This window comes from Chlorogloeopsis fritschii PCC 6912 (assembly GCF_000317285.1).
Classification (GTDB): Bacteria; Cyanobacteriota; Cyanobacteriia; order Cyanobacteriales; family Nostocaceae; genus Chlorogloeopsis; species Chlorogloeopsis fritschii.
On record NZ_AJLN01000085.1, the window covers coordinates 88,157 to 112,678 of the forward strand.

The window sequence follows — 24,522 nt, forward strand, 5'->3', positions numbered from 1 at the left end:
ATTGTTTTATCACCCTAAGTTGTAACAATCATTATGAGTACCTCCATATCTTCGCATCTTCTGTTTTCAGGAAAAATGGGGAGACATAGAGAGTTTTAAAGTAATTTTTTACTCTTTTCACCAGAAGAGTTTTTGACAAATAAATAAACGTCGTCATGCTGGTAGTTGAGTTGAAATACTTCTGTGCGTTTGAGTTGATTAACCAAATTGGTTGCAAAATCTTCATTACTCAACCAGCCTGGATGACGAACATTTAAGAGAATGTATTCAAATTTTGTTAAATCTACTGGTGGTGAATTGGCATCTGTAAATTTGATTAGTGGGCGATGAGTTAAATGAGGTGCGATTTCAGCAGTTGTATAAACACCTCCTTTGGTTTGAACTAGGGCGATCGCTTTCCGTGTAGCCTGCCAAGTATCCAAAGAATCTAGATAAATTGTCCAAAAGTAGCCGTATTTACCCAAGGCTAAAAAAGCTACTAAAGACCAAAGAATAATTGCCCGTGGTTTTTGTATCCAAGCATACCGACTGGCAAAGGCTTGCATCACAGCAACGAAGAGAAAAGGTAGGATTGGTAGAGAATATTGATGAACTAAATTTCTCTGTTGAGTAGCATTAGCGAGAATATTTAAAGTCAATGTGGGAATAGCGCCTACCAAAGGCAAAAGATATCGAGGTGAAATTCCCCACAAGACTGGTGCAATCAGCAAAGCCAAATATTCTAGAGTCGCGAGGGAAAAGATTTTTCCCAGTACTAAATTGGGTTGGAGAAGTAAATTTTGAGCTATGGCAATGAAAGAGTTGCCGAAATGGCTGTAGCGTGAAAGGTGACGTGCTACTGAAGCGGCTTCGCCACCAAAAAAAGGAATGATTGCTTTAGTAGCGATCGCAAACCAAGCAATTCCACTCAAAAGAGCGATCGCACCACATAATCGCTTTTTCTCAAATACCAACAGCCAAAATCCCATCGCTGCCACCGTCAGGGATAATACCGCTTTACATCCCAACACGAGGAAAATACTGAAACAAAACCAGCTAATTTTTTTCAGACGAGCAGCTAAAATTGCTCCGAAGAGTGCGGGTAGAGCTATTACTTCTGGGTGAAAGTCATAGAGATTAATGTTAAATACCAATGGATATAACAAGTAAGCTGTTGCGATCGTTGTTGCTTGCCGCGCCGTTAATCCAGCCTGACGGGCAAGATAATTGATAAACAGCGCAGCTAATGTTAAAGCAATTGCCTGTACAACCAACAACCAATAAACAGTAGGATAAATTTTATAAAGCAAAGCTAGTGGATACAAAACGATCGCGGCGTGATCTCCAAGAATGTGAAATCCTAGAAACGAAGAAATTGGAGACTGCCCTTGGCTAATTAAGTAGATCGCCTGATCGAAAATTCCCAGATCCCAGGCAGATGATTGAAACAGTTCGTGCCGTAAGCTGCTGCACCCTAACATAATTAAGGTACTCACGCCCATCATCCAACCAATAATGCGAAGTTTTATGAGTTGTTTTTTCACCCTCAGTTACAAGCAATTATTTTTTTTTAGTTTTAACTTTTAAGTACCTCGTCCCTAAAACGCCTAGAACTTCAGTTCTAGGCTTAGAGCTACTATCAGTTAAAACTGACTTAAAATCTTACCTAGTCTGATTTATCAGACTTTAGTTTTAAGCCAAGAAATAAATTTCTTGGTGGACAAGAGTACAGATCCAAGATATGAGTAAATAAAATTATTTACACATTCTCTATACTGTTTCCTCAACCCTGTTCCCTACTTTCTACCTGCCTACCCTACCCAGAGTTCTTGAGCAAATCTGACAGAAAAACTAGCAAGTAAAATTGCGAAGAAGAACATAGTTAAATATCCCCAGCGAGGCTGGCGAGATAACAATACACCCAAAGCGATGCTTAATGACACAATACCGTAGGCAATACGATTAAGTGACCAAGTTCCGCCAGAAACAAGAATTAACCCTAAGGCGCAAAAACCATAAATCACTGTTACCAAAGTCAATTGTTTGCGTAAGTACCATAACAAATAAGCACCACCTAAAACAGAAACAGTATTAATTAAAGGATCGCCCGCTAGTATCCATAAAAATAAGAATAAAATCGCAAAGCCATAATCTACCTTCGCAGCACCCCATTGCTGACGGTAGCGCCATAGCAAATATCCCAAAGCAACAATGATGGCAAACAATAGAGGATGCAAAGGATTTTTAAGATAGCCGTGATTCCAGTTAGTTGTGCCAACTGTAATTTGCATGAGCATTTTCAACCAACCCAGCCAATCAAATCCCAAAGTTGCTCGCCATCCCCGTTGGGCATGAATAAATGCTAAAGGATCGTCAAATTCCAAGGCACAGTATACGCTAAATAGCAGCGATCCCGTTGACGTGGCTAAAGCAGCCGAATAAGCAATAGGCGATCGCCTCTCTTTCCAGGCAGCAATCAAAAATGTGGGGATCAGTACTATTCCTGTCGGGCGTGTTGCTGTTGCCATTGCACCACAAAGGGCAGTCCAACTATATTGATGTTCTTCAAATGTACGCAGAGCCATCGTACTTAAAAGCAAATATAGTCCTTCGGTATAAATTACTGCTGTGAATAGCGATGGCGGGCACCAAGCCAAGACAGCAGTTGCCCAACGTGCAGCTTGTATACTGTGAGATTCTTTCACCCATAAATATACGCAGTAAAGAGCGGCAATAAATGCTATATTATTTACCAAAGTTCCTGCTACCTCAAACGGGAAGCCAAGGCTCATGACACCTCTAACAATCAAGGGAAACAAAGGAAAAAAAGCAATATTATGTCCCTTGCCGTCAGCCATGTATTCATACCCAGAAGTAGCAATACTGCGGTAATGTATGCTATCCCAAGCGTCAAATACATCCCAGCCAAATGTAGCAGCCTTGCCTCCTGGTGGCGCACCCAACAGAGTGGCAATCAATAACATGGCACTCCAAATCACCATTCTGCTGCCAAGCCACATCGCGCCCGGAAAGATTAAATCGTTTTTTAGTAAATCTTTTTTGAGAACTAACTGTTTTGGAACCATAGACTGGTGGTTTGGGAAAGACTAGTTGTTGTTGGATTGATAATTACGTAGATAATCACTTAAGAATGTAATTTAAATACTGTTATTTGGGAGTCCTAAGCAATTTATAGTGGAGTTGTCTGTCAATCCTTAAATAATTGTGAATGTGAAAGCGATTACTCTTCTTGGTTCTACGGGATCAATCGGTACTCAAACTTTAGATATTGTCGCTCAGTACCCAGATCAGTTCCGGATAGTGGGATTAGCGACTGGAAACAATGTGGAATTGTTAGCTTCGCAAATTCGGCAATTTCGACCGACTATAGCAGCAATTTGCTTAGAAGAAAAATTGCCAGTACTGCGCGAATTAATCGCCGACGTCGATCCCCAACCTATCTTACTGGCTGGTGAAGCAGGAGTCATAGAAGTTGCTCGGTACGGCGATGCTCAAACGGTAGTTACAGGTATTGTTGGCTGTGCAGGTTTGTTACCCACGATCGCTGCCATCGAAGCTGGTAAGGATATTGCCTTAGCCAATAAGGAAACTTTAATTGCTGGAGGCCCTGTTGTTCTACCATTGGTTGAAAAGCATGGAATAAAATTACTACCAGCTGACTCCGAACATTCGGCAATTTTCCAGTGTTTGCAAGGCGTACCAAAAGGTGGGTTGCGAAAAATTTTACTTACCGCTTCTGGAGGTGCTTTCCGGGATTGGGCAACAGAGAAACTAGCAGAAGTGACTGTCGCCGACGCTCTCAAACATCCAAATTGGTCGATGGGGCGGAAAATTACTGTAGACTCTGCTACTTTGATGAACAAGGGGCTGGAAGTAATAGAAGCTCATTTCCTGTTTGGGTTGGATTACGACAATATTGAAATTGTTATTCATCCCCAGAGCATAATTCACTCCCTAATCGAACTACAAGACACTTCGGTATTAGCTCAATTAGGCTGGCCTGATATGCGCTTACCATTACTGTATGCCTTATCTTGGCCAGATCGCATCTATACTGATTGGGAACGACTAGATTTAGTCAAAGTTGCCAATCTTACATTCCGAGAACCAGATCACCAAAAATATCCTTGTATGCAGTTGGCTTATGCTGCCGGTAGAGCTGGCGGTTCCATGCCCGCTGTCTTAAATGCCGCCAACGAACAAGCCGTAGCTTTGTTTTTAGATGAAAAAATTGACTATTTAGATATTGCCCGGTGTATCGAATGGGCGTGCGATCGCTTTTCATCCGATAACTGTTCAAATCCTTCTTTAGATGACATTTTGGCTGCCGATCGCTGGGCTAGACAAGAAGTCTTACTAGCCTCTGAAAAGATAGATTCTCGCTCGCGGATCATTTCTTTACGATAAAAAGCTTAAATAGATCGGCGTTCAGTAGTAAGCTGAACGCTGCTTTTTTCCCGAAACCATTAACCAAGTTTTTACACCGTTTCACCAAAACTCTGATACAAATGCATATGGTGTAGAGACGCGTACACCGCAGGGGTTCCCGTAGGGTAATTTCGCGTCTCTACAAAATTCGTTTATCATTCACTCGTAAAAACAAGAACCTGACGCTCACCCGCATAAAGGCGCAATGTTTTTCCCTGAACATCGAAGCGTGTCGTTTCTTCAAGCGATCGCAAAAAACTCGTTTCCAGGCGATTTGCTTCTGGCGTCAGACACGCCCGCTTGGTACTGGCTAAAGGCGAAAACTTCAACGACGTACCGTTGATTTCAAATCCACCAAAAAAGCGATTGCATCCACTGTCGCCGGAGACTCTGCTTTGTTTTTTGTCGAATTCTATGTAGAGCTTGTTAGCGCTTAATTTTTGTTCTCCAATTTCGGTTAAGAGCCACCGCTTACCAAAAAGTGAAGTCGCATCATTGTTATTGCTGCCTTCCGCTGGCTTGTTCGTTTGACACATTGCTACGGTATTCACGTTAACAGGCGTAAGATCTGGAATCTCGTCATTTCTAAGGTTGTAATTTACGGTGCTTTTTTTTGACGGACAGCAGAGCGGATCGGACTTACCGTAACGTGCAAACTCCGCAGCGATACGTGTTGCACCGATCAAGCGAATGTTGGTGAGCGAAGAGTCTGTGCGCGAATCCATTGGCACAGGCGAAAGTGTTCCGGCATACCTGCCTTCAGAATACACGAAAGCCTGATAGCCCAGCGGTCGACACATTCCATCGACGCCTGACATCGCTGTAAAAACCGTCGTCGTCCCATGGCTGTACACTTGACCGTATAAAGTCCAACCCTTTTGCACAACAGCTCTTTCTGCTGCACTCGCTGGTTGACGCACCTGTTCCCGACACCGACTTACTAAAGGCGATTCACCTGCCGTTTTAGACGGGCTTGGTAGTTGTGGAAAATCTTTTCCCTGCCGATTCCAGTTCACGAGCGGACGATCCAGCCATGAGTTATTAGTACTTGCCTGTTGCGCCGATGCAGAAAAAACAATCGATAATGGTGCAAAAACAGAGAACAGCGTAAGAACGAAACTCCTACAAATCACACCACACCTCACACTAAATTTTATACGGTATAATGCGCTGATTTTAGTAGTAACTGATAGAAACTTTCAGTGTTTTCTAGGTTAAATCAGGGTTTTGAATAAAAAATTATTACTAACTAATTATAAGTTCTATATATAAGAAATTTAATTAATATAAAAAACATTTACAAAGGCTCTTTAAAAAAGACTACTCAAAATATATTGAATTGTGCTATTGTCCATTGATAAATGGGTATAAATTATACAAAACACCACAGCTACTCTCTAAGTAATAGTTGGTAAATAAATATAACAACAAAGTAATAAGAATTTTGAAGTAGTTAATTTGTAACTAAATTGAATAGAGATACTAACTTCTAAACAGTTAATATCTGAGTGTTTTGTAATTAAGAATCTTGACAATTAACAATTATTAACAAAAATAAATTCGCCTTTTCTCCGGAAATACTTCCCAAAAAAGGGCGACTATTTAGGAACTTATAACTATGCTAGTTGCGCTAATTATAGCTTGGATAGTATTCACTATATTAGTTAAAGTCATCAAAACAACTGTAAAAAATGCACTGATGATTGCTGCCGTTATCGTCTTGTTACAGGTTGGTTATGGCATTAGCCCTCAAGATATTTGGAATCAGATAGTAAAGTTGACTCAAACCCTACCGCGATAATTTAGCTGAAACCGACAGAAGCTCCACGTCTTATCGAAGGAGTGTGTGGAGTACGTCACTAGTCCTATTTGATGTGTGAAACATTAAAAGACACAGATCCCCGACTTTTTAGAGAAGTCGGGGATCTTATTGTTCACGAGATGCTTGATTTCTTTTTTACTTATTTTTTTCTCTTTCCCAGGCTGGCAGCCCAAGAAAGCATTGATTGAGGCTCTGCCTCATGAAGAGGCGGAGCCTCGCAGTTTTCATCACCATGCAGAGCATGGTAATGAGAAATTAAGAGTTAAGAGTTCCTTTTTATTTTGCACAACCACTTAATTTTCTGATACTTGATTTCTTTTTTACTTATTTAAAGATGTCGAAATTTTTGCCAATGCATCCTTAACATTTGCAGGCAAATGACGCATAACTTTGCCTCTTTCACGATCTAATGCCACTAAAGTGACTGTACCAGTAACATACAATTCCTGGCGATCAAGCGATTCAATCACATAATCCCAATTGATACGAACGCCTGTCACTTCTGCCATGCGTGTTTTTACTATCGCCACCATACCTAATTGAATAGAACGATGATAGCGTAGCGACAGCTCCACAACTGGTAGATCGCAACCTAAAGCCACTAGATCGGCATAATCAATACCTATAGAGCGCAAGCATTCGACTCGCGCTTCTTCCATCCAAGCTATATAAGTACCGTGCCAAACGACGCCTAAATAGTCGGTATGGTGAGGTTGCACTCTCACCGGATATTCAAACCAGTACTCAGGTGTACGACTCGATTGATTGGCAATAGCACTGGTAGGTAATTGGTGATTATTTTGTTTTTCTTCAGACATCTTAAATCTTCGTAGCAACTATTAAAGATGTTCCACAACTGAAATAGCATAAAAAATAGTCGCATTGTGCAACTAATTTCCTCTAGCAGCCAGTAAACCAATATAGGGGGTTTTGGATGTACCCTCGAAAATTTTATTTCCATCTTGTTACTGCCACCGTACTGATTGTTGCGGGTTCGGGAATAGTAGTTACAACACCTATTTCAGTAGCTAAAAAGACAAATATCAACAACCAAAATGCGGAAAACACTAAAACTGCAACCTCTATTCAAGATGTAGTGAGACTGCATCAAGAGGCGATCGCTCTATCTCGGCAAAGTAAATTTCAACAGGCACAACAGAAATTACAAACTGCTTTATCTATAAGCAGAGAAATTGGCGATCTCTCTCTGGAAGCGGCAACATTTAACAATATTGGCAGAGTCTATCAACAACAAGGGCAGAATTCACAAGCATTAAAATCTTATCTGCAAGCTTTAGTTATAAACAAGGAACTTAGCCTGAAAGAAAAAACTCCTGGACAGGCTCACATTGCTCTTGGCAAAACTTATAGTAATTTAGGATACTTACTCTCAACCCAGAATCAACCAGAATTAGCAATTTTCTTTTACAAGCACTGCGTCAACAACCGTGAAAAAGTTCGCCTCAATCCAACAGCTTTTTCTGGACGAAAGCTAGATGCCTATACTTTAACAGTTGCTCAGACATACCGCGCTTTGGGTGAAGGGTTGCTCAGAAGCGATCGCGTTGAGGAAGGGCAACGGATTATGGATTTAATCAAAGTTGAAGAACTAGAGGAGTATCTTAACAATGTCCAAGGCAATCAACGCACTGCCAAAGGCATTGAATTGGCACCAGCAGAAAAACCTATTAAACAAAAGTTAGATAAAACTCTAGATAGCGCGATCGTGCTGGGAAAAGAACTGACAAAGCTACGCCAGATTCCTCCACAGCAGCGATTGCCACAACAAAAACAGCGCATTCAACAATTGGTAAAGAACCAGCAGCAAATTTTGGAGGAATTTAACAACTTCATCGATAGCCCAGATGTAAAAGCGCAAGTAGAAGAAATTAACCGCACGGCAAGGCGGCAAAATCTAGATTTAGAGAGCCTCAACCAAATTCGGGATAATTTATCACAATTACCCGAAAAATCTGTACTTGTCTATCCTTTAGTTTTAAAAGACAGCTTGGAATTGGTATTGGTAACTCCCGATTCTCCGCCAATTCGCCGTAGCGTTGCTGTTAATCAAGACAAGCTCAACCAAACTATACTTGCCTTTCGTCGAGCTTTGGAAAATCCCAGTTTAGATGTCAAAAAGCCCGCACGTCAGTTGTATAACTGGCTGATCAAACCGCTTGAAAACGACTTCAAGCAAGCAAATGTTAAAACCATTGTCTACGCACCAGATGGACAGTTGCGCTATATTCCTTTAGCCGCTTTATACGATGGCAAACAATGGCTAATTCAGCGCTTTGGTATCAATCACATTACCGCAGCCAGTTTAACTAACTTTAACAGCCCACCGCCATCAGCAATGCGTGTTTTAGCAGCGGCATTCACCAAAGGTAGCTATGAAGTGAAAGTCGCTAACCGACAACTTACCTTTTCCGGATTACCTTTTGCTGCCAGGGAAGTAGAAAGTTTAGCAGCGACGGTACCCGATACCAAGAAAATTTTAGATGATGCCTTTAGCCTTGATACGACAGTGCCCCAGATGGATGATTACACAATTGTTCATCTGGCAACTCATGCAGCCTTTATTGTTGGTAAGCCAGAAGATTCCTTTATCTTATTTGGGAATGGCGATCGCGCCACCCTCAGAGATGTCGCTACTTGGTCTTTACCCCGCGTAGATTTGGTAGTATTAAGTGCCTGCGAAACTGGATTAGGAGGCAAGTTGGGTAACGGAGAGGAGATTTTGGGCTTTGGTTACCAGATCCAAAAAACAGGTGCAAAGTCAGCTATTGCTTCGCTGTGGACTGTAGATGATGGTGGTACACAAGCTTTAATGAGTGCTTTTTACACACTCTTACCCTCCGGAAAATTGACAAAAGTCGAAGCCTTACGACAAGCACAAATTGCTTTGATAACAGGAAAGTTGCCTGCTATTGTTCAACAACAAAGCAGAAATAACCAATTATCAGCAGCAATTGAAGCTAATCTCAATCATCCCTATTATTGGGCACCTTTTATTTTGATTGGAAATGGATTGTGATTGTTTTCAGTAAAGCAACACTACTTCTGTCAGAGCTTGGCAACAGAAAATATAGATATCACTTTTTTCGCACTACCTTGATGCGCATAGTATCATTAGCAACGCTTGGCAAGGGTTTTATTACCGAGCTGAGGTTGAGTAGGGTACTTGACAATATTAGCTAGTTCTTGTAACTGATTTACTGCCTCTGCACCCTCTAACTTCATTAATTCACGGTCATCCCGCATTTCTGTCCAAGTAATACCGTAATCAGACACTAAAAACCGAATCAGGTGGTTTTCTCCCAGGCTAACCATAAACGAAGCACTATTCATTTGGTCGCCACATGTATAGCAAGACGCAGGATAACCACGTCGCTCAAGTACAATAGCCAAGGCTTGCAGGTTCATTACCAAGTCTTGGACGAATTGTCGATGTTGTTGCGCTAATCTTAGAAACACTAGTTTCCTCCTACCACCACGGTCGCGTGATCCCTTTTATATTTTCTTTAGATTTTCCCATTAACTGGTATTGTAAACTATTCATTACAATTCCCAGACATGATTAAATTTGATAAATAGCTACCTAGCTTAAGGTAGTTGATTGCGGCTAATAGGTGCCGTATCAAAATATTCAATTTGCAAAAACAAAATATCAGACAGAACTGCCAAGCCTAATATTATCTTTATACACTTCTATCAGGGCAGATGGTTGCATAAAACAACCCGCTATAAGAGTAACTCATAATCACCACAAGTCAACAATAGAAAAACTACATATTGCGTCTTAATTGGCAGTTTACAGCCAGGAATCGGTTGTTGGCCAACTTTTACACCATTTCACGTCTTTTATGAGTGATTTGCATCCGTAGTTGGTATGTGCTTTATTTAATTGCGTGATTTGAAATTACTCAAGTTGTGGTTCAGCTACCCATTGTATCCTGGATAGAGTTTGGTAGATGACCTTGGTAATCTGAGAGTTGCGGGGATTTAGTAACAGTTTTACAGGGATGACTGTACAGTAATTTTACTTAATCCACAATCCCAAATGTAAATTCCAAATCGTTTGACTTATCCCTGACAATAACTAAACCTTGTTAACAGATGTTGCCATTTCGGCAGTATTATTGATTAAACCATTATAAAAATGTAGCTAATTACACTATCTGTGAATAAAATAAGAGTTGTAAATTACCTATTAAATAAGGTAAATTCAAATCAAAATATATACATTAGTAGTATAAATTAATTTAGGTAGAGTAATATTCCTGATTTATTAGTCATTAACATCATGATTTTACCGGGACGTAAAAATTAAATGTAAAAAAGACAGCTCGGCGAACTGTCTTTTTTTACAAAATTCTTAGGTGTATTAATTCAAACTACTTGCCACCAACCAAAAGCGGGGCCGATAAAACGGATTGTCACCCAAGCTACAACCAAACCGCCGATCCCAATCCAGGCACCGCGAGTTGTCCATTTCATAAATAGTTCTGCTTGAGATTTAGTGATTGGAACCCAAGGCATAATCCGAGAATCCTGTTCCTTTCCGTACTTTTCTCCCAGTGTGGCTTTACGACGCTTTGCTTCACCCATTTGCTTCACCTATATTCAGAAATTAAATTATTTCTAAGGCTGATAATAACGTTTACATAGTTAAAATTATTGACGTCATTTTTAACTTAATACGATCGCATTTATATTTTTTCATAAGTTGGACAAGATACCTGCCCGACCGAGACGGGCAAGTTGCACATTTTAGTTAACTACGGAGAATTATCTTGACTGGATTGGGAGAAGAGGCTGGGATCAAGGTAGTTAATGCGTGCTAGGGGACTGAGGGCAGCCAAAATTTGAGCACCATAACTGCGGTTGACTACACGGCGATCGAGTAATGCTACGATTCCTTGATTTTCTCTAGCTGGAGCGATCGCCCGCTGCAATTCGTTCAGGGCAGTTGGCAGCAAATATAAACGGAACCAGTCTTGATGCGATCGCTTATAAAAAGCAACTCTGCCAGCCACAAGAGGATTTTCTAATGATGGTAAGGGTAAAGTGGCAATAACAGTTAGTTGGGGTGCAGGCAAACAAGCTTGATGCTCTCGCCAAAATTCCCAACCAGTAACTAAAATGCCATTTTCATCCAAACAAGTTTTTTCCACTTGCACCCGCGAACCAAACTCCGAGGCTAAAATTGTCCCCACCTGAGACTTGAGTGGCACATCTCCCACCAACACAACCGTTAACCCTGGTGATGTAGCACTCAGACAAACTAAAGTACGGACTTTGTGAATAAAAGCAGCTTGGAATTCTGGAGTATTAGGCAAAGGCAATTGGTATGGTACATAAAGTTGAATTGCCTCTGTTTGACTATCCGAGAACTTCAGACAAGTCAACTCGCCCAATCCAAAGCGCTGACGGAAAATTGGAGCCTCTGTTTCCGGTTCTAAAGTATTGCCAATTAACACTACTGGTTGTCGTTGCCAAATCGGTGAAAGTATTTTCGCAATTTCAACGGGAACGCAGTGCAAAGAAAATAAACCTTGGCGGCGAGCAATTGTAGCCCACAACAGGGGAGAGGAAGAAAGGTTTGTATTTACTTTTTGAAATTGCTGCCAAAACTTTTGCCAAGCATCCGGTAAATCTCCTAGCTCCAAAATTGAATAAAGGTGGCTAAGGATTTCTACTTCTTGTTGGGAAATTAGATAACACTCGTAGGGATTAGCAGGATGTTGGAATAGTTCATGTGTCAATTGTACTCGCGCAGAACGAATTGCCTCAGCTTGATGAGGGCAAGCCAGCATGAGTTGATCCCAATCACTGCTTGCCAAAGTCACGGTGAGTTGCTCGCGCACCCAATCTTCTAAATCGTCTACGCCATCAATAATTGTAGGAATGCCACTGGGAAATTCTTCTTTTTCTGCCAATTGTGCTCTTAACCAAGCTTGAGGAGAAATCAACAACAGTCCTTGGAACTCACCACCAGGCCAAGCGTCACCTGTCCTAATTGCCTTACTGACTTGTAGCCACTGTTGAAGACGGGGAATTTCTACTTTTGTCAAGCGTTGCTGCACAACTTCTGGAGCAACTATAATCACAGGGCCAGGCCACATCAATGCCGAAGCGACAAAGCTTGTACGATAACGTCCTTGATAGCCACAAACTGCACCAACTTGAATTAGGGCACTACGTTCCAAGCGCAAGGCGCGTGCTACCAACCGTGCCATCGTCAAATGATGGGGCCACGAAGGGAAGCCCGCCTGCGATCGCAGGAAGTTATGTAATGATAAATGAACTTCTGCCTCAATCACACGCTTTTCATCCCATACAAAGTGATTTTACTTGTAACAGCCCCATTACCATTATGTATGTTGACATTAGTCATTTGTTTTTACCAATGACCAATGACTAATGAGCGATCACCAATTATCCTGAATTATGCCAACCTATACAGGAATTTCCAGCGAAGCTTTCAGGCATCCTTTAGATCGGCAAGCCGAGCAAGCCCTACGCAGTTTCCCAGGATTTGATTTAATCGCCCGTAAATTTGTGGAATTTGTTTACGAACGCCCCCAGTTAGTTTATCTAATGGGCAACACCATTCAAGTCGGGCCTCGCCAATATTCCACTATTTACCATATGTTTCGGGAATGCGTGCGGGATTTGGATATTTACCCAGAACCAACACTGTTTGTATCACAAAATCCCCTCGCAAATAGTTATGCACTGGGGCAAGAGCATCCTTATATAGTCATAAATACAGGGATCTTAGACTTACTTAACGAAGCCGAAATTAGGGCGGTGTTAGCCCATGAACTGGGGCATATTAAATGTGGTCATACTATTTTAATTCAAATGGCCATGTGGGCGATGAGCGCTGCTTCCGCCTTGGGTGAATTAACCTTTGGCATTGGTAATTTCGTCAGTAGTGCTTTGATATATGCCTTTTTTGAATGGCGACGCAAAGCAGAGCTAACAGCAGATCGGGCTGCCATGTTAGTAATTGATGACTTAAATACTGTCATGTCATCAATGATGAAGATTTCGGGTGGCAGTATAAAATATGCTAATGAATGCAGTTTACAAGAGTTTATCCGTCAATCAGAAAATTACCAGGCTTTAGATGAAGATGGACTCAATCAAATATATAAATTTTTAATCTACAACGGTGCTCAAGGAATGATGCTCAGTCATCCCTTTGCTGTCGAACGCGTACATTATCTACAACAGTGGGCAGGATCGGAAGAATATCAACAAATCAAAAAAGGAAATTATCAGCGATCGCCTGCATCCGGAGCAGTAGATGTGACAGCACAAACTAACCAAAATCAAGAAGTAGAAAATTTGCGCAAAAAAATTGAAGAACTGCAAAGAGAAATTAATAAAATTCAAAGGTCGGATTAAAAGGGAACGGGTGAAGAGGACACGGAGAAAGAAGATTGGGGGACAAGGAGACAACCAGACAAGGAGAAGAATTCTTCCCCTCTGCCCCTGGTGCTTCTTTCCTAGTCCCTAGTCTCTAGTCCCTAGTCCCTATTTCTTCCTCCTGCCCTCTGCCTTCTTCTTGAGATAAATATGGCTATCAAACTTACAAAACTACTGTCTGTATTAGCTATCATTCTTGTCCATTTCTTTTTCTTGCCAGAACTTGCTTGGGCAGAAATAGTGAAATTTAATACTAATTCAACTGTAATTGTTGCCCAGATAGCCAACTCATCCCCACAGATGGAGCTGACTCCCCAAATGCGCCAACAACTCCAGGCTGTACGTCAGCGCAGAAACAGGGAAATTATGAAAGTTTTAGATTCTTCCCAAATTACTCAACTCAATCAAAATTTACGGACTGGTGATAATTTTGCTCAAGCTTTAGCAAAGTTAGAATTGCAGGGAGAACAGAAAGAACTAGTAGAGGCGATCGCAAAAATCAGCGATTTGAAAATCAAAAGAATTTTATCTCGTTATTCGCTACAAACAAGTCAAAAATACTAAGTCCACGCACCATCTGGACTTTGTTTGTGTAGTAGCAAATTCTATTCGCCCAATCATTTCTTTCCCTTGGTTAGCAGTACTACTTCCATGCCAAATTCCCATTCCCGCCAAGTTACTTATAGTCCTGCTTACACAATCGTTCCTACTTACGAATGCTTTAACCGCTGTAGTTACTGTAACTTTCGCAGCGAACCTGGCCAAAGTCCTTGGATGACAATAGCAGCAGCAGAAAGTATTCTTAAACCACTTCAACACCAAAATATCTGTGAAATTTTAATACTCAGTGGTGAAGTACACCCCCATTCATCGCAGCGCCAAGCATGGTTTGCGCGGATTTATGAATTGTGTCAATTAGCGCTATCACTTGGTTTTTTACCGCATACAAATGCTGGGCCATTGAGTTTTGCAGAAATGCAAAAGCTGAAAAATGTTAACGTTTCGATGGGGTTGATGTTAGAACAGTTAACCCCAGAATTACTGAAAACCGTGCATAAATACGCACCGAGTAAAAAGCCAGAACTCAGGCTGCAACAATTAGAATGGGCGGGAGAATTACAGATTCCGTTTACAACAGGTTTGTTATTGGGAATTGGAGAAAATGAAGCTGATTGGTGGGAGACATTAGTAGCGATCGCTAATCTCCATCACCGTTACCATCACATCCAAGAAGTCATCCTCCAGCCCCACAGCCCCGGAAGTCAGCAAAGTTTTGCAGCACCACCCTTCGATCCCCATCAACTACCAGAAGTAATTTTTCAGGCACGTCAAATTTTACCCTCAGATATTACTATTCAAATACCGCCGAACTTAGTCAAAGATGAGCGCTGGTTAATCGCTTGTGTAGAAGCAGGTGCAAGAGACTTAGGCGGCATCGGGCCAAAAGATGAAGTGAATCCCGATTATCCTCATCTTCAGGAGCAGGAATTGAGAGAAATTTTACAGCCTGCGGGGTGGGAGTTAGTGCCAAGGTTACCAGTGTATCCGCAGTTTGATACCTGGTTGTCGGAGGAGTTACAAACAGCAGTGATGCGGTGGCGAAATACTTTAGCCCTAGTCTCTCTACTGTAAGGCTACGGTGTACACACAAGTCTATTTTTCTCATTACCATGCTCTGCATGGTGATGAAAACTCTGAGGCTCCGCCTCCTCTTCATGAGGCAGAGCCTCAATCAATGCTTTCTTGGGCTGCCAGCCTGGGAAAGAGAAAAAAGGGGGTTTGGAGTGATTAAATCATTTGTGTATATACCTTAACCCCTGTAAGGAGAGGCGAGTAAAAATTTTCGAGTTTTCTTATAATCCTTTTGTTAACAACTCTTTGAACCTCGTCAGCGAGTCTTTAAGCCTCGTTAATGAGTATCAGAACCTCACTGGCGAGTATTTGAGCTTTATTAATAAGTATTAGAATCTCTTTCAAGAGTATTTAAGCTTCATGAATGAGTGTTAGAACCTCACTAGCGAGTATTTAAGCTTCATGAATGAGTATTGAAACTTAGTCAACAAGGATTAGAAGTCCGATAACGAGTATTAGAACTGCAGCAACGAGGAGCAGAATCTCGTCAACGAGTATCTAAACCTCGATGGGATAGGGGTAGAGATAAAGTTCTAGGTTACTATAGCGCTAGGTTGGGGGGATTTTGAATTATGACGCAAGACTTTGCGCTTTTAAGACGCTTATATAATGTTTTTGACCCATTTCGACCCTTACCTGCAGGAGATCCAGCTTATGTTGATTGTCGAGAAGTGCGGGGAGAAGGCGACATCCTGGTAGAAATAGGTAGGGAAATACTATTTTCTGACAGGATGACTTGTCAACTTTATGCAGGTCATCGCGGTGCAGGAAAATCAACAGAATCTGGTATAACAAAGCTTGCTGTTATGCCTTACAAGGTAATTTTGAGCAGGCAATAGAAGCTCTTGCACAAGCAATTAATGTCAATCCTGATGCATATCGAGAAATGGCAAAAACTGACTCTAATTTTGATAGTATTAGAGAAGATAAACGCTTTCAAGCATTAATTCAAGAGTAGTTACTACGATGAATAATGAATATTGAGCAAGCAGTATTAGATAATTTAGGAAGACGACTCATACTGCTACTTCAATTTGCTGTAACCCTACAAACTGAGGTAAATCTTCCATTGAATCTTTGTATTCTTCTAAACACAACTCCAAAACTTCTTTGAGATTTTCCTTAAGTTCATCTAAAGTAGCACCCTGAGTATGAGCGCCTGGAATTCCAGGTACAATACCAACATATAATTTTGTTTCAGCATCCCATTCAATATAAGCTGTAAAAATTTTCATAATTAGCTACCTAAAACTGAAAAACTTCCTCTTACTTAAATCTGTTCTCTCACCCAATTCCGAAAATTTCGCGTCATCCCCATCACCCCAACTCTTTGACTTTCTTCCAAAAATCGCGGAATTCCATTTAAAGGCAATTGTGCAAAAGTGGGCGAATTACTGCACTCTACATACTGCCCTTGTTGCAGTTGATATATTCTCAGTACACCTTCTTCATAGCGCCAAAGTTCAGGAACACCTAAAGAAGCATATATCTGAAATTTATCCAGCGATGAACTAGTTAAGTCTATTTCTACTACTAAATCAGGTGGTGGATCGCTGTTCAAGTCAATTTCAAATTTATTCCTCACCTGTGCTTCATTCCGGATATAGTAGCTGCTATCTGGTTCCGCACTACGCCTCAAATCTTCCCGTTTTAGAGTTGTCGAACCTGTAGGAAAAATTTCTAAATTCAACTCTTCCCCTAGCACAAAAATTAAGCGCTCAATTAAACATTTCCAATATTCGTGAGGCAAGAGTGGAGTCATGATTTCTAACATACCTTGGTCATAGGTAAGTCGAGAGGCTCGATCCTCTCCCATATCAGCTAGCATGGTTTCATAGGTCTGCCAGCTGATGTTTCTCAATACAACCCTTTGTGCCGAGGAAATGCGTGTAGTTACCATTGCTCTATAGGGTGCAGGGCTTGATTACAAAATAGCGTTAAATCGTGATAACTGGAACAATTATCCCTAAAGCATCCCCCATTAGTAAGAGTTTTGACACAAAAACAGTATTGTAAAATATAAAAAGTAGGATTCGAGGAACCAGTTTACTGGTAAAAGACGCTTATCGAGACTATCTTCGGTAATCTTCAGGGTTTAAAGTCTAGCCAGCTTAAGCAACTACAGCGGCTGTATCACCAGCGCATTCCGGGCGATCGCATCACAACGCCTGAGTTTGCCCAGCGTTTGGCAGCAATCAGTACTGAAATCAATCAGCCTGTATGTGCCTACCTCAATCGTCGTGGACAAGTTATCCGGGTAGGGGTAGGCACTGTGCGTCAAACGCAAATCCCACCACTAGAATTGCCCCGTTACGGTGCAGAACGACTTAGCGGTATCCGTTGTATCGCCACTCAACTCAAGCCAGATTCACCCAGTGAAGCGGCATTGACAGCGATGGCACTACAGCGTCTCGATGCTCTAGTTGTGCTTAACGTTACGGGAACAGGATTTCAAAAGCGGGGTGGTGGAGTAACAGGTTACGTCAAAGAAGCTTTTTTAGCACACCTCGTCCCCCAAGAATCTCGCGCCCTCATCACCAGTCCAGCTTCTGCCAAGCTAGAGGTGAGCAACGTTCAATCTCCTAGTTGGAGCGTGTCGCCACCCATGAGTTTGGATGTGCTCTCGCAGCAGGATTTTATCGAAATGGTGGAAGGGCTGGAAGAGGAATTCCAGCGGGAGTTTGTTGCCCAGGAAGTAAGTAGCGATCGCGATCGCGTAGTAATTATCGGGGTAATGACCGATGATATGACACCTCAACAATTCCAAGACACTTTAGCAGAATTAGCACGATTAGTAGACACTGCTGGCGGAGAGGTGTTGCAGACTCTCTGGCAGAAGCGATCGCGCATTCATCCCCAAACTGTAGTCGGGGAAGGAAAAGTGCAAGAAATTGCCCTCACCGCCCAAACCTTGGGAGCTAATCTTGTTGTCTTCGATCGCGATCTTTCACCTTCCCAAGCCCGTAATTTAGAAACTCAAATTGGTATCCGGGTAGTCGATCGCACCGAAGTAATTTTAGATATCTTTGCCCAACGCGCCCAGTCCCGTGCAGGTAAGCTGCAAGTAGAACTGGCACAGTTGGAATATATGCTGCCGCGACTGGCTGGTAGAGGTCAGGCAATGTCCCGACTTGGTGGTGGTATTGGTACTCGCGGCCCTGGTGAAACTAAACTAGAAACCGAAAGACGTGCCATTGGGCGTCGTATTTCCCGCCTGCAACAAGAAGTAAACCAACTACAAGCCCATCGAGAACGGTTGCGCCAGCGACGGCAACATCGAGAAATTCCCTCGGTGGCGATCGTGGGTTATACCAACGCTGGCAAGTCTACTTTGCTGAATGCTCTAACTAACGCCGAGGTTTACACAGCTGACCAGTTGTTTGCCACCTTAGATCCAACTACGCGCCGCCTAGTAGTTCCCCATGCAGCAACTGGCGAACCCCAAGAAATTCTAGTCACAGATACAGTAGGGTTCATTCACGAACTACCCGCATCCCTCATGGATGCCTTCCGCGCCACTTTAGAAGAAGTGACAGAAGCTGATGCCCTACTGCATTTAGTAGATTTATCTCATCCTGCTTGGTTGAGTCATATTCGCTCTGTGAGGGAAATTTTGGCGCAAATGCCAGTAACACCTGGCCCCGCAGTAGTCGCTTTTAACAAGATTGACCAAGTAGACAGCGATACCCTCGCCCAAGCACGAGAAGAGTTTCCCTTGGGAGTATTTCTTTCCGCGCGTCAGCGTCTGGGGTTAGAAACCTTGCGTCAGCGCTTGGGTCAACTAGTTCAGTATGCCGTTGACTATCGGTAAATAAATAAACAAATTTCATTCTATCTTTAAATTTCAGAACTCAGTAGCAATACTGAGTTTTTTAATATTATGAAGCCAAAAAAAAAGTGTTTTTGAATATATAGACTGTATTATCGACAACTTCTAGGTCAGTACTTAGGATTGGATAAGGCTCATTCAGGGGTTACTTTTAGCATGAGTTCGGTAGCAATTTACCATGTCTGTTTTTTACTAGTTGAGTCTCACAATTCTGTTTTGCAAGTGCTGAATTAACATGAAAAATTTCTTTTCAATGTCAGTAGTACCATCCTTTTTGGCTGCTACTACTGTTCTAATAGCATCCTCTATTCTCGCTCCTGCCAATGCTGCTTCTTTATCTTTTACCATCGACGACTTCACCGGATCTGATACCAGAGTGAAGTTTACCTTGGACGATCAAATAGCAGGATCGGGTAAAGTTCAATTTAAAGTAGATTATCTAGCAACTGGCAGTAACACTATCGCTGATATACGCGGTATTTTCTTCAACATTTTGGATGACTCGCTTCTTAGCGGTATTCAAGTCGCAGGTACGGATGTAACAGCCAGCAAATTTGGCCCGGCTGGGACAATTACCTCTGTTGGCAGTAGTAGCAACAATCTCAACGGCAATGGTAACCAGAGGAATTACTTTGATGCTGGAGTAGAAATTGGTAAGGAAGGTATAGGTGGAAACAAAGGCGACATTCAATCAACCACTTTTACCTTGTCCCATATTTCCAAAGCTTTAACTCTGGCTCAGTTTTCTGAGCAAAATTTTGGAGTGCGTCTGATGAGTGTAGGCTCTGGAAATAGTCGTGAAGGAAGTAGCAAGCTCAAAGGCACGGCTCCTTACTACACTCCTCCTCCACCCCCTCCTCAAAAGGTACCCGAACATAGTGCAACCGCTGCTCTCGGTTTATTTGCTGCCGTAGGCACGTGGCGACTGATGAAGAAAAACAAACAGTTTCTTTCTCAGAATTAAACAACACTATTCAACTTATATTGACTTTAATGACGAGGCTTAGAAGTGTATCAGCACTTTTAAGCTTTTTTTAGGACAGTGGATAGGGACTAGGGGCTAGGGACTAGGAATTATAACTTAACTGAGAGCTTGCACCGTTCTCAACAACCGTAAGGTGGAGAGAAGTCCTGCAGGCGGGTTTCCCGCCGTAGGGAACTTCGGAGCACTGTCCACAACGTAAAAATAAGGGTTTGAGGAAAGTTAGACAGTGCCCACCCTACAAAAATTGCTATACTCCGCGTCCCTTTGTCCGCTTGTCCTCTTCCCAATCCCCGATACCTAATACCCGATCGCCAGTACCCACAGCCAGCAACAACATTCTAAAATTAAGAATTATTACGCTCAGTTGAGGAAGTTATGGCTGCTAAAGTAGAAATTTACACTTGGAGTTCTTGCCCATTTTGTATTCGTGCCAAAAGCCTATTGAAGAAAAAAGGGGTGGAATTTGTCGAATACAGTATCGATGGCAACGAGGCAGCGCGCAACAAAATGGCTCAAAGGGCAAATGGAAGGCGTTCTCTACCACAAATATTTATCAACGATTTTCATATTGGCGGGTGTGATGATATGTATGCTTTAGATGCTCAAGGCAAGCTAGATCCGCTACTTGCTTCTAGCAATAGTGTGTAGGATTGCCAGAGTAGCGATCGGGTTTTTCTGCAAAAGCGATCGCCAAGAAGCTAAATCATCAAGGGATAATTAAAAGTGACTTTGGAAGTTGCTGGCAATTGAGGCAGAAAGCGTGAAACTGGCTTTTATTATCGATCCTATCTCTACTCTTGACCCATGCCATGATACCAGCGTTGCCTTAATGGAAGCGGCGCATATTATGGGACACGAAGTTTGGATTGCCCAAGTTAATTCGTTAAGTGTGGTAGAAGGTAAAGCTTGGGCTGTCTTAGAACGTGTGGAGCTTGTGCCTATAGAACTGGTGGAGGGACGCTGGGTAGCGGCAAACCCTTGGTACAAGTTGAGCGATCGCACATTTATGTGTTTGGAAACAATGGATGCCGTATTTATGCGGACAGATCCACCAGTTACAGTTCCCTACCTCTATGCCACTTATATTCTGGACTACATAGATCCAAAGAAAACTTTGGTGATTAATAATCCCAGTGGGATTCGAGCAGCAAACGAAAAAATGTATGCCCTTCAGTTTAGTAAAGTAATTCCAGAAACTATCGTTACCGCAGATAAACAGATTATTCGGCAATTTGTAGAAGCCAAAGAAACAGCGGTTCTCAAACCCCTTGGTAACAAAGCCGGCGAAGGAATTTTAATTTTGCAACCAAGCGATCGCAACTTCAACTCTATCATCGAACTTAGCACCCTCCAAGGTCGTGTGCCTGTTATGGTGCAAGAGTTTATCCCAGATGCTAAAGAAGGAGACAAGCGAATAATTCTACTCAATGGCGAACCCATTGGTGCTGTTAATCGTCTTTCAGCAGCAGGTGAATTTCGCAACAACATGGCAACTGGTGGCACAGTTGCCAAAACTGACATTACCCCAAGAGAACACGAGATTTGCTCTCAAATAGCCGCAACTCTATGTCAAGATGGCTTAATTTTTGTCGGGATCGATGTTATTGGTGGCTATTTGACTGAAGTTAACGTCACAAGTCCCACAGGAGTGCGCGAAATAGATCGACTGGACGGCACTCGTCTTGGCCATGAAGTTATTAAATGGATTGAGCAGGCTCTACACAGTAAAAATAAAAAATAATTTAGATTTGATTCTTGCTTGCCGTTCTTTGCGTATGGATACAGTTTACGTATAAAACTAAAACTCACCTGCGCAGATTCTAACAGTTAGCTGCTGTTAATCGCTGACCAGAAAATTATCATTAGCGTATGGTTGAACGCTCCCTGGTTTTTTATGGTCAGCCTCTGTTATTTACTGCTTTGCACAACATCACTGTCATATTCATTCCAGCTACCTTGTTAAAAATGAACTTTATTTTGCTGGAACTATACCTACAAAATTTTCCTTGCACCCCCAGTAAAAATTAATAATTGACAACAGATTGGAAGTTACAGCTTTAAGAAACGCTGCCGTTTAAACCAATCTGGTAGGAAATGAACTTGTTTTTAAAGGCAACAAAATGAACGTCTATTGAGATTAAGAACCGTACCGATTCCAACCATAGACGGGCATCGTCGCAAAAATAGACTGCGTACATATAGCGTCTCGCCTTCTATAGTTGGGTAAATTTTCCCCTACTCAGACAAGTGATGATGGGGCGAAAAGAGAAACCTTTTTGCCGAGATAATCGCCAGCAATTAGCAACTTAGGGATGGCACGAAATAGCTTATCCCTGCCCCTGGTAAGAGATTGATATTTTAATAGAACAGCTATAAGCTAGCAACAAAACAGCTATTAATAGCTTAGTTGCGTGGTGGTCGCCGATTTCGTAGGAAGTCAGGAATATCCAAAATCGATTTTTCTTTAGGCTCCGGAACTTGGGTAGGAGGATTAGCTGCTGGAGGTTGTGGCATTGGGCGTCTTGGCTGTGCGGGTTGTACTACCCGGTTTTGAGTGACGTTTGGTTGTTGTGCTGTTTGCACTTCACCTGTAAATCCAGTGGCAATAACAGTAAGTCTAACTTCACCTTGAAGCCTGTCATCAATTACTGCTCCAAAGATAATATTGGCATTCGGATCGACGACTTCATAGATTGTTTCTGCCGCTGCATTTACCTCATGAAGAGTCAAGTCACTACCACCAGTGATATTAAAGACAACGCCTCTGGCTCCCTCAATCGAACTTTCGAGTAATGGCGAAGAAATGGCAGCGATCGCTGCTTCTCTCGCTCTCGATTTTCCAGAACCAATTCCGATTCCCATCAAAGCCGATCCCGCATCTGCCATTACTGCCCGTACATCCGCAAAGTCAACGTTGATCAAACCGGGGATCGTGATGATATCAGATATGCCTTGTACACCTTGCCGCAGCACGTCATCTGCGTAACGAAAAGCCTCCTGCATCGGAGTTTGTTCTGGGATCACTTCTAAAAGCTTATTGTTGGGGATGATAATCAACGTATCCACCCGACTTTTCAGCCCTTCAATACCTTGCTCCGCTTGACTGGTACGACGACGCCCTTCAAAGATAAATGGACGCGTTACCACACCCACAGTGAGGGCACCCATTTCTTTCGCTACTTCTGCCACAATTGGTGCTGCTCCGGTGCCAGTTCCGCCTCCCATGCCAGCGGTGATAAACACTAAATCTGCACCTTCTAAAGCGGTTAAAATCTCATCCCGCGATTCCTCAGCAGCCTTTTGACCGATGGCTGGATTGCCACCTGCTCCTAAACCACGGGTTAGTTTTTGTCCAATTTGCAACCGACTCGGAGCAGCTGCCAAAGTTAGAGCTTGGGCATCGGTGTTAATTGACCAAAATTCTACTCCAGATACATCAGAAGCGATCATGCGGTTAACGGCATTGCTACCACCACCACCAACACCAATCACTTTGATGTTGGCAACCCGGCCTGGAACAATGTCACCGATTCGGGTATCCTCGTTAGGAATCTTCTTGCTGTCGTTGTTTTGCCCAAAGTTCAACCCTGAGTGATTAAAGGGATTGGCAGAGTTTACTGCTAGCGAGAAAGCAGACTGTCCTGGAGACTGAGAGTTTCTATAGGTAAGCCCTTGGTTATTATCGAGTGTCATTGGATTCACAAAGGTAGATAAACGACTTTTTAAGGTGTTATTCACCTAAGAGTCAACTATAGTTTGACGCTGCCACAACTTGTAGCATTGTTCTTTCTTGTTCTCACTAATTCCAACCCTTTCAGGATTGGAGGCGCGAAAATTTGCGATGAGTTCGGCGATCGAAGCACCTGTTTGACCAGCTAATTCTAGAGAAGTATACCCATATTTAGCTAAAATTGACCTGTATAACTCCCACTGGTGATTAATATATTCACTGCTTTTTTGCTGATTTTGCTCGGTATGCCTTTGGTAATCCCAATAACATCTTCTTTTTGCTACTGGTAATTTATATGGCTCATTAATTTTACAGTTGTTGATGTTGTTTTTTTCTTTACTCACAACAATTACTAGTGTTTTTTGTATAAAAGTATGAGAAAATAACTAAATTGGAAGCTATTACGAAGTAACTTTTACGGCTTTTAAATTTTACTCGTAATATTTTAGTTTCTCTTTATACATTTATCACAGTACAAAGTATTTCAGCACTTAATAGCTAATTGTATTACTTGTAAATGATATGTTACTTGCTAAGACACGCCAATATGCATCTTGCCTGTCTTAATAATATGTTCAATCGGATTCCTGATTGAAGATAATTGCAACTTAAAAATACAGAACTTTTTTTATATTTACCTACCCTTGAGCTAGAGA

Annotated in this window: 22 protein-coding genes and 1 pseudogene; 12 read left to right on the plus strand and 11 right to left on the minus strand. The window is 42.1% G+C overall.

Features of this window, described 5'->3' with window-relative positions; translation table 11 throughout:
• Positions 1-95: 95 nt before the first annotated feature.
• Together UYC_RS0116760 and UYC_RS0116765 are read right to left on the minus strand one after the other, a co-directional pair.
• Positions 96-1,484 carry a DUF2079 domain-containing protein gene (locus UYC_RS0116760; RefSeq protein WP_016872448.1) on the minus strand — a complete coding sequence of 463 codons (1,389 nt, stop codon included), beginning with the start codon at positions 1,482-1,484 and terminating at the stop codon, positions 96-98.
• Between the two features lie 306 nt (positions 1,485-1,790).
• Positions 1,791-3,065, minus strand: coding sequence for a mannosyltransferase family protein (locus UYC_RS0116765; protein ID WP_016872447.1), 1,275 nt, complete (start codon positions 3,063-3,065; stop codon positions 1,791-1,793).
• Between the two features lie 145 nt (positions 3,066-3,210).
• Here UYC_RS0116765 and dxr point away from each other — a divergent pair, with 145 nt between their 5' ends.
• A complete protein-coding gene (gene dxr, locus UYC_RS0116770) occupies positions 3,211-4,407 on the plus strand; it encodes a 1-deoxy-D-xylulose-5-phosphate reductoisomerase (protein WP_016872446.1) in 1,197 nt (398 codons plus the stop codon).
• Positions 4,408-4,583: 176 nt separating this feature from the next.
• Here dxr and UYC_RS0116775 read toward each other — a convergent pair whose 3' ends face one another.
• Positions 4,584-5,444 (minus strand): META domain-containing protein, encoded by an 861-nt coding sequence (locus tag UYC_RS0116775; RefSeq protein ID WP_016872445.1) that lies wholly within the window; start codon positions 5,442-5,444, stop codon positions 4,584-4,586.
• Between the two features lie 602 nt (positions 5,445-6,046).
• On the opposite strand from UYC_RS0116775, the gene UYC_RS0116780 reads away from it, so the two are divergent.
• On the plus strand, positions 6,047-6,229 hold the full coding sequence (locus tag UYC_RS0116780; protein ID WP_016872444.1) for a hypothetical protein: 183 nt from the start codon (positions 6,047-6,049) through the stop codon (positions 6,227-6,229).
• A gap of 341 nt (positions 6,230-6,570) precedes the next feature.
• Here UYC_RS0116780 and UYC_RS0116790 read toward each other — a convergent pair whose 3' ends face one another.
• On the minus strand, positions 6,571-7,068 hold the full coding sequence (locus UYC_RS0116790) for an acyl-CoA thioesterase (protein ID WP_016872442.1): 498 nt from the start codon (positions 7,066-7,068) through the stop codon (positions 6,571-6,573).
• A 116-nt stretch (positions 7,069-7,184) separates the two neighbouring features.
• Between UYC_RS0116790 and UYC_RS0116795 the strand changes: the two genes are divergently transcribed.
• The gene (locus UYC_RS0116795) at positions 7,185-9,287 is read left to right on the plus strand and encodes a CHAT domain-containing protein (protein WP_016879581.1); all 2,103 of its coding nucleotides are present in this window, start codon (positions 7,185-7,187) and stop codon (positions 9,285-9,287) included.
• A 95-nt stretch (positions 9,288-9,382) separates the two neighbouring features.
• Here the strand turns inward: UYC_RS0116795 and UYC_RS0116800 are convergent, their stop codons facing one another.
• The 3 genes from UYC_RS0116800 to UYC_RS0116810 all read right to left on the minus strand — a co-directional run bounded on the left by UYC_RS0116800 (position 9,383) and on the right by UYC_RS0116810 (position 12,576).
• A complete protein-coding gene (locus UYC_RS0116800; protein WP_016872440.1) occupies positions 9,383-9,727 on the minus strand; it encodes a DUF1815 family protein in 345 nt (114 codons plus the stop codon).
• 915 nt (positions 9,728-10,642) lie between these two features.
• Positions 10,643-10,861 (minus strand): DUF2839 domain-containing protein, encoded by a 219-nt coding sequence (locus UYC_RS0116805; protein WP_016872439.1) that lies wholly within the window; start codon positions 10,859-10,861, stop codon positions 10,643-10,645.
• 170 nt (positions 10,862-11,031) lie between these two features.
• Positions 11,032-12,576: a helicase C-terminal domain-containing protein gene (locus UYC_RS0116810; RefSeq protein ID WP_200862381.1), complete on the minus strand. Its 1,545-nt coding sequence runs from the start codon at positions 12,574-12,576 to the stop codon at positions 11,032-11,034.
• Between the two features lie 127 nt (positions 12,577-12,703).
• On the opposite strand from UYC_RS0116810, the gene UYC_RS0116815 reads away from it, so the two are divergent.
• The 5 genes and pseudogenes from UYC_RS0116815 to UYC_RS36600 all read left to right on the plus strand — a co-directional run bounded on the left by UYC_RS0116815 (position 12,704) and on the right by UYC_RS36600 (position 16,280).
• Positions 12,704-13,669: a M48 family metallopeptidase gene (locus UYC_RS0116815; RefSeq protein WP_016872437.1), complete on the plus strand. Its 966-nt coding sequence runs from the start codon at positions 12,704-12,706 to the stop codon at positions 13,667-13,669.
• Positions 13,670-13,840: 171 nt separating this feature from the next.
• Entirely contained in the window at positions 13,841-14,254 is a 414-nt protein-coding gene (locus UYC_RS0116820; protein WP_016872436.1) for a hypothetical protein, read from the plus strand.
• 87 nt (positions 14,255-14,341) lie between these two features.
• Positions 14,342-15,322 (plus strand): 7,8-didemethyl-8-hydroxy-5-deazariboflavin synthase subunit CofG, encoded by a 981-nt coding sequence (gene cofG / locus UYC_RS0116825; protein ID WP_016872435.1) that lies wholly within the window; start codon positions 14,342-14,344, stop codon positions 15,320-15,322.
• 572 nt (positions 15,323-15,894) lie between these two features.
• A pseudogene (locus tag UYC_RS0116830) lies at positions 15,895-16,104 on the plus strand (hypothetical protein); the annotation flags it as partial.
• The gene (locus tag UYC_RS36600) at positions 16,059-16,280 is read left to right on the plus strand and encodes a tetratricopeptide repeat protein (RefSeq protein WP_071588403.1); all 222 of its coding nucleotides are present in this window, start codon (positions 16,059-16,061) and stop codon (positions 16,278-16,280) included. The pseudogene UYC_RS0116830 and the gene UYC_RS36600, both read left to right, overlap by 46 nt.
• Before the next feature lie 58 nt (positions 16,281-16,338).
• Here the strand turns inward: UYC_RS36600 and UYC_RS0116835 are convergent, their stop codons facing one another.
• Together UYC_RS0116835 and UYC_RS0116840 are read right to left on the minus strand one after the other, a co-directional pair.
• Entirely contained in the window at positions 16,339-16,557 is a 219-nt protein-coding gene (locus UYC_RS0116835) for a type II toxin-antitoxin system HicB family antitoxin (RefSeq protein WP_016872433.1), read from the minus strand.
• 35 nt (positions 16,558-16,592) lie between these two features.
• On the minus strand, positions 16,593-17,222 hold the full coding sequence (locus tag UYC_RS0116840; protein ID WP_026087298.1) for a Uma2 family endonuclease: 630 nt from the start codon (positions 17,220-17,222) through the stop codon (positions 16,593-16,595).
• A 165-nt stretch (positions 17,223-17,387) separates the two neighbouring features.
• On the opposite strand from UYC_RS0116840, the gene hflX reads away from it, so the two are divergent.
• The 4 genes from hflX to gshB all read left to right on the plus strand — a co-directional run bounded on the left by hflX (position 17,388) and on the right by gshB (position 21,877).
• The gene (gene hflX, locus UYC_RS0116845; protein ID WP_200862383.1) at positions 17,388-19,133 is read left to right on the plus strand and encodes a GTPase HflX; all 1,746 of its coding nucleotides are present in this window, start codon (positions 17,388-17,390) and stop codon (positions 19,131-19,133) included.
• 271 nt (positions 19,134-19,404) lie between these two features.
• On the plus strand, positions 19,405-20,115 hold the full coding sequence (locus UYC_RS0116850; RefSeq protein ID WP_016879582.1) for a hypothetical protein: 711 nt from the start codon (positions 19,405-19,407) through the stop codon (positions 20,113-20,115).
• 396 nt (positions 20,116-20,511) lie between these two features.
• The gene (gene grxC / locus UYC_RS0116855; RefSeq protein ID WP_016872428.1) at positions 20,512-20,784 is read left to right on the plus strand and encodes a glutaredoxin 3; all 273 of its coding nucleotides are present in this window, start codon (positions 20,512-20,514) and stop codon (positions 20,782-20,784) included.
• 112 nt (positions 20,785-20,896) lie between these two features.
• Positions 20,897-21,877, plus strand: a complete 981-nt coding sequence (gene gshB, locus UYC_RS0116860) for a glutathione synthase (RefSeq protein ID WP_026087297.1) — start codon at positions 20,897-20,899, stop codon at positions 21,875-21,877.
• Positions 21,878-22,539: 662 nt separating this feature from the next.
• On the opposite strand, the gene ftsZ is transcribed toward gshB, so the two are convergent.
• Positions 22,540-23,829, minus strand: a complete 1,290-nt coding sequence (ftsZ, locus tag UYC_RS0116870; protein WP_026087296.1) for a cell division protein FtsZ — start codon at positions 23,827-23,829, stop codon at positions 22,540-22,542.
• 45 nt (positions 23,830-23,874) lie between these two features.
• Positions 23,875-24,210 carry a hypothetical protein gene (locus UYC_RS0116875; RefSeq protein ID WP_016872424.1) on the minus strand — a complete coding sequence of 112 codons (336 nt, stop codon included), beginning with the start codon at positions 24,208-24,210 and terminating at the stop codon, positions 23,875-23,877.
• Between the last annotated feature and the right edge of the window lie 312 nt (positions 24,211-24,522).

What these genes read in the sequence shown, in the direction of transcription:
- UYC_RS0116760 (WP_016872448.1), bottom strand. Translation starts at nt 1,484, where the DNA reads ATGATGGGCGTGAGTACCTTAATTATGTTAGGGTGCAGCAGCTTACGG.
- UYC_RS0116765 (WP_016872447.1), bottom strand. Translation starts at nt 3,065, where the DNA reads ATGGTTCCAAAACAGTTAGTTCTCAAAAAAGATTTACTAAAAAACGAT.
- UYC_RS0116780 (WP_016872444.1), top strand. Translation starts at nt 6,047, where the DNA reads ATGCTAGTTGCGCTAATTATAGCTTGGATAGTATTCACTATATTAGTT.
- UYC_RS0116790 (WP_016872442.1), bottom strand. Translation starts at nt 7,068, where the DNA reads ATGTCTGAAGAAAAACAAAATAATCACCAATTACCTACCAGTGCTATT.
- UYC_RS0116795 (WP_016879581.1), top strand. Translation starts at nt 7,185, where the DNA reads ATGTACCCTCGAAAATTTTATTTCCATCTTGTTACTGCCACCGTACTG.
- UYC_RS0116805 (WP_016872439.1), bottom strand. Translation starts at nt 10,861, where the DNA reads ATGGGTGAAGCAAAGCGTCGTAAAGCCACACTGGGAGAAAAGTACGGA.
- UYC_RS0116815 (WP_016872437.1), top strand. Translation starts at nt 12,704, where the DNA reads ATGCCAACCTATACAGGAATTTCCAGCGAAGCTTTCAGGCATCCTTTA.
- UYC_RS0116820 (WP_016872436.1), top strand. Translation starts at nt 13,841, where the DNA reads ATGGCTATCAAACTTACAAAACTACTGTCTGTATTAGCTATCATTCTT.
- cofG (WP_016872435.1), top strand. Translation starts at nt 14,342, where the DNA reads ATGCCAAATTCCCATTCCCGCCAAGTTACTTATAGTCCTGCTTACACA.
- UYC_RS0116835 (WP_016872433.1), bottom strand. Translation starts at nt 16,557, where the DNA reads ATGAAAATTTTTACAGCTTATATTGAATGGGATGCTGAAACAAAATTA.
- UYC_RS0116840 (WP_026087298.1), bottom strand. Translation starts at nt 17,222, where the DNA reads ATGGTAACTACACGCATTTCCTCGGCACAAAGGGTTGTATTGAGAAAC.
- UYC_RS0116850 (WP_016879582.1), top strand. Translation starts at nt 19,405, where the DNA reads ATGTCAGTAGTACCATCCTTTTTGGCTGCTACTACTGTTCTAATAGCA.
- grxC (WP_016872428.1), top strand. Translation starts at nt 20,512, where the DNA reads ATGGCTGCTAAAGTAGAAATTTACACTTGGAGTTCTTGCCCATTTTGT.
- ftsZ (WP_026087296.1), bottom strand. Translation starts at nt 23,829, where the DNA reads ATGACACTCGATAATAACCAAGGGCTTACCTATAGAAACTCTCAGTCT.